A 3,563-nucleotide genomic window follows, 5' to 3' on the forward strand; every position below is an offset into this window, starting at 1 on the left:
ATGTCGTGCCGCCGTGCCAGAGCGACCGCCTCCTTGTAGAAGTCGAGGTCCACCCACTGCGCCGTCGGGTTCGACGGATAGGACAGGATGAGAACCGAAGGCGGCGGCGCCGAGTGCTTCACGGCCCGGCTGATGCCGGACAGGTATTCTTCCGGGGACAGGGCGGGGACGTGACGGATCACGCCGCCAGCCATGATGAAGCCGTAGGCGTGAATGGGATAGGCGGGGTTCGGGCAAATGATGACGTCGCCTGGAGCCGTAAGGGCCTGGGCGAGGTTGGCGAAACCCTCCTTGGATCCGAGTGTGGCGATGACCTCGGTATCCGGATCGAGCCGCACGCCGAAGCGCCGGTCATAGTATCCGGCCATGGCCCGGCGCAGGCCGATAATGCCCTTGGACGCCGAGTACCGCCCGGCCTTCGGATCGCGGGCGGTTTCTATCATCTTCTCGACGATGTGCCTGGGCGTCGCCATGTCGGGATTGCCCATCCCGAAGTCGATGATGTCCACGCCTTCTGCGCGCAGGCGGGCCTTGATGCGGTTGACCTCCTCGAAGACATAGGGCGGGAGGCGGCGGATGCGGTGAAACTCGGGTGTCATGTCTGCTCTGGTCGCGCAGATCGCGACGAATGGGAGCCTGTAGGCGCTTGGCATAACCTCCGCTCCCGGAGCCGCCAAGCGGTTTGAAGGAGGCGCCTCCGCAGGTCCTATCTGGGGGACGGCGGAGGCGGTGTAGCTCGCCTGCGAATTTCCCGGGCGAAGGCCTCGGCGGCGGGGGTTGCGGAAACGGTCGGGGCCGGCGGTCCTGCATCGGCGAGAGCTCTTGCAGCGAAGGCCTCGGTATCGCCAAGGGTCCAGGTCGCTTCGGCGGTGCTCCGCTCCAGAGAGAGCCCATCCGACATGACGCCCCGCGCCGCCCGCCCCCATTCGGCCAGCGGGCGGACATCCGTCGGAAGCTCTGGAATGTCCGAGAAATCCGGATAGCTCTCCGCCGCCCGAACGAGGGTGTCGGCTTCTGTCATCAGGGCGACCGGAGTTTGTCCCTGGTCTGCAGGAACGGATGCGCAGCCGACCAGCAAGGCCGCCAGCATCAGAGGCGCCTGCAAGGGGCCTGTGCGGGGAATCGGGGGCCGAGCAAGGTAGCGTTTCATGATCGGTGTGGTCTTATGTCATGATCCTTCTCTAAGGAAGCCTGTGGACCTCGCAGGGTCCGGGGAGTCACGTTCATGGTCGACAAGGACAAGCCCCTTCAGAAGACTGCGACGGTGCGGCCGAAGCGGAAGCGCGCCGCCACCGTCCAGCCGCCGAAGACGGCGAAGGTTGCAAACCCGCAGGACGGTGTGGGGAGGGAGCCTCCGCCATCCGTCGGGAGGTCCGCCAAGCCTGAAACCGAAGACCTCGCCCAGATGTTTGCGCCTCCGGGTCCCGAGGCCCTCCAGACACTTGAGGCCCTGTCCCGCAACCTCGCCAAGGCCGCGATGACCGCCCAGGGCGCCATCGCGGAGGCGGCTCTGAGGCAGGCCGACCGGGGCCCCGGTCTGGACGCCGATCCCTTCCACGTGGGTCCCGCCATGGCCAAGGTGATCTCCAGCCTCGCCGGACGTCCCGATGTCCTCCTGCAGGCGCAGGGCGACCTCTGGCGTCGATATGCAGAACTCTGGCACTTCGCAGCCCGAAGAGCCATGGGAGACCCTGTGTCCCCGGCTGCGGCTCCGGCCAAGGGAGACAAGCGTTTCAACGCACCGGACTGGACGGAGGACCCGGTCTTCGACGTGATCAAGCAGTCCTACCTGATCACTTCGGACTGGCTGAACGGTCTTGTGGCCCGGGCCGATGACGTCGATCCAATGACCCGCAGGCGCGTTGAGTTCTTTACCAGGATGCTCACGGACGCCCTCTCGCCGAGCAATTTCCTGGCCTCGAACCCTGAGGCCCTGCGGGAGGCGATGACCACCCAGGGCGAAAGCCTCGTCAAGGGAATGGAGAATTTCGCCGGGGACCTCGCCCGGGGCGGCGGCCAGCTGGCCATCAGCCAGACCGACTACGAGCAGTTCGAGATCGGCGTGAACGTCGCCACTGCGCCCGGAAAGGTGATCTTCCAGAACGAGATCATCCAGCTGATCCAGTTCTCCCCCTCGACTGATCAGGTCCACGAGATCCCGCTCGTGATCTTCCCGCCGTGGATCAACAAGTTCTACATCCTGGACCTGCGGCCTGAGAACTCGATGATCCGCTGGCTCGCCTCGCAGGGCTTCACGGTCTTCGTCGCGTCCTGGGTCAATCCGGATGGCCGCCTCGCTGACAAGACCTTCGAGGACTACATGCGCCTCGGTATCTACGAGGGAACCGCCGCGGCCATGAAACAAGCCGGCGTCGACCGGGTGAACACCGTCGGCTACTGCATCGGCGGCACCCTGTTGTCGGCGACCCTCGCCCACATGGCCGCCAAGGGCGACACGCGCATCGCCTCCGCCACCTTCTTCGCCGCCCAGCAGGACTTTTCCGAGGCGGGCGATCTCCTGCTGTTCACCAGCGAAGAGTGGCTGTCCGACCTCGAGAAACAGATGGAGAGCGGCGGCGGGGTGCTGGCTGGCCAGACCATGGCAGACACGTTCAACATGCTGCGCTCGAACGATCTGATCTGGTCCTTCTTCGTCAGCAACTACCTGCTCGGCAAGGAGCCCAAGCCCTTCGACCTGCTGTTCTGGAACTCCGACCAGACCCGCATGCCCCGGACCCTGCACCTGGAGTACCTGCGGCGCTTCTACGGCGATAACGCCCTGGCCAAGGGCGATCTCGAGCTTGACGGTGTGAAACTCGACCTCGGCGGTGTGCAGACGCCCGTCTACGTGCAGTCGTCCAGGGAGGACCACATCGCCCCCGCCCGTTCGGTCTACAAGGGTGCGCGCCTGTTCGGAGGACCGACCACCTTCACCCTGGCGGGTTCCGGGCACATCGCCGGGGTGATCAACGCTCCGGTCGCGAAGAAGTACCAGCACTGGACCAACGCCAGCCTCCCGGAAACGCTCGAGGCCTGGCAGGCAGGCGCGGTCGAGACACCCGGGTCCTGGTGGCCGCACTGGGCGGAGTGGCTGAGGGCCCGATCGGGTCCCCTGGTCCCGGCGCGGGATCCGGCTTACGGTCCCCTGCCCGCCCTGGAGGACGCGCCGGGCAGCTACGTCAAGGTCAAGTCCTGATCCGCAGGAGGAAAAGCCTCAGGCTCGCGGCCAGCGCCCCAATGGGAAGGGTCAGGCTGACCATCCAGGGCGCAAGCGGAGACGGCCCCTTCTCGAGGCCAAAGCCCATCAGCCTGACGCTGGTGGGCATGAAGCCCGTAATGCCGGAGGTCCAGTCCATCCATGCGGTCCCGATGCCGGCAAGGCAAAGAAGAACCCAGAAGAGGCGGGCCTCGAGCGCCGGCGCCCGGAACACCCGGATGGCGGTCCAGAGCATGAAGACCGGCGTGACCGCCGCCAGACCCAGGAAGAGCCACTGCCCCGCCGTCCGGCCTGGCGCCCAGAAGGCCTGAGCGGCGACATCCTCGTCTGTGACCTCGGTGTAGGA

The 3,563-nt window shown here is 66.1% G+C and carries 4 protein-coding genes; 1 reads left to right on the forward strand and 3 read right to left on the reverse strand.

From position 1 onward, the window contains the following. On the reverse strand, positions 1 to 599 hold a 599-nt coding region (locus tag INE98_RS05275; protein ID WP_293537173.1), incomplete at its 3' end, for an aminotransferase class I/II-fold pyridoxal phosphate-dependent enzyme. 107 nt (positions 600 to 706) lie between these two features. Beyond that, positions 707 to 1,090, reverse strand: a complete 384-nt coding sequence (locus tag INE98_RS05280; protein WP_293537175.1) for a hypothetical protein — start codon at positions 1,088 to 1,090, stop codon at positions 707 to 709. 315 nt (positions 1,091 to 1,405) lie between these two features. Here INE98_RS05280 and phaC point away from each other — a divergent pair, with 315 nt between their 5' ends. Beyond that, the gene (phaC, locus tag INE98_RS05285; protein WP_293537178.1) at positions 1,406 to 3,196 is read left to right on the forward strand and encodes a class I poly(R)-hydroxyalkanoic acid synthase; all 1,791 of its coding nucleotides are present in this window, start codon (positions 1,406 to 1,408) and stop codon (positions 3,194 to 3,196) included. On the opposite strand, the gene INE98_RS05290 is transcribed toward phaC, so the two are convergent. After that, on the reverse strand, positions 3,186 to 3,563 hold a 378-nt coding region (locus INE98_RS05290), incomplete at its 5' end, for a hypothetical protein (RefSeq protein WP_293537176.1). The genes phaC and INE98_RS05290 overlap by 11 nt on opposite strands.

The sequence above is a fragment of the Phenylobacterium sp. genome, assembly GCF_020253645.1.
GTDB lineage: Bacteria > Pseudomonadota > Alphaproteobacteria > Caulobacterales > Caulobacteraceae > Phenylobacterium.

What these genes read in the sequence shown, in the direction of transcription:
- INE98_RS05280 (WP_293537175.1), bottom strand. Translation starts at nt 1,090, where the DNA reads ATGCTGGCGGCCTTGCTGGTCGGCTGCGCATCCGTTCCTGCAGACCAG.
- phaC (WP_293537178.1), top strand. Translation starts at nt 1,406, where the DNA reads ATGTTTGCGCCTCCGGGTCCCGAGGCCCTCCAGACACTTGAGGCCCTG.